The 1,036-nt window shown below is 38.3% G+C and carries 1 protein-coding gene; it reads left to right on the forward strand.

All coding sequences use genetic code 11. From position 1 onward, the window contains the following. Positions 1-75 precede the first annotated feature (75 nt). The gene (locus FDK13_RS35205; RefSeq protein WP_137344680.1) at positions 76-1,020 is read left to right on the forward strand and encodes an IS1595 family transposase; all 945 of its coding nucleotides are present in this window, start codon (positions 76-78) and stop codon (positions 1,018-1,020) included. The last annotated feature ends 16 nt before the right edge of the window (positions 1,021-1,036 follow it).

Raw genomic sequence — 1,036 nt, forward strand, 5'->3', positions numbered from 1 at the left:
TATATGACTGTCCGTTACTTGTACTATTGAATAAAAATAGGTATATTGTAGTATTAAATTGAACGCAATATTCCTATGAATCTGAGTGAATTTTTCGAGAAATACCCTGATGAAGCGAGTTGCGTTGAAGCATTTAAGAACAAACGTTTGGAACTTGGAGTTGTTTGTCATAAATGTGGCTGTACAGAGCATTATTTCAGGAAGACCGATTACAAATTTGAGTGTAAAAAGTGCCACAGCCGTAAAAGTTTGCGGGCCGGAACGGTCATGGAACAGACTAATTTGCCGTTTAGGTATTGGCTAATTTGTATAGAATTAATGACTATAAGCAAAAAGAGTTTTTCTGCACTGGAAATGCAACGTATGCTTGGTCATAAACGCTATGAGCCGATCTGGTATATGATGCATAAAATTCGTAGAGTGATGAGTAAGCGCGATGATAAATATCAACTTAAAAACGGCATTGAATTTGATGAAGGGTTCTTTGAACGCGTTKATAACAAGGAAGATATACTTCTAACAGATGGTACCGAAAAGAAATATAAGCGAGGTAGAGGTAGTGAAAGACAGGCCAAAGTACTCGTCATGGTGGAGTCAGAACCTAGTATTTCCGCGCCTAAAAAGGGTAAASCCGACCGAAAAGTAGGTCATTTAAAAATGCGGGTCATGGAGGACTTGACTGCTAAAAGTATTAATACGGAGGTGGAGAAGTGTGTAAATCCTGCCTCCGTGGCTYTGACCGATGGCTATTGGGGTTACAAAAAATTAAAAGAGGTAATTGCCAAACACAATGTCGTTATTGAGTCCGATAAAAAGAAAGCAGCAAAGCTGTTTCCGTGGGTGAACCGAACCATTAGTAATGCCAAAAGAATGTTAAATGGGGTGCACCATAACTGTATAAATGCCAAATATGTTCAGAACTACCTCGACGAGTTTTGTTATAAGTTTAACCGAAGATATTTTGGCGATAAACTTTCAGATAGACTAATGATAGCGGCAATGGAAAGCACTTGGTATTAATACCGGATAGTCAAAT

The organism is Dyadobacter frigoris, from assembly GCF_005280585.1.
GTDB classification, from domain to species: Bacteria; Bacteroidota; Bacteroidia; order Cytophagales; family Spirosomataceae; genus Dyadobacter; species Dyadobacter frigoris.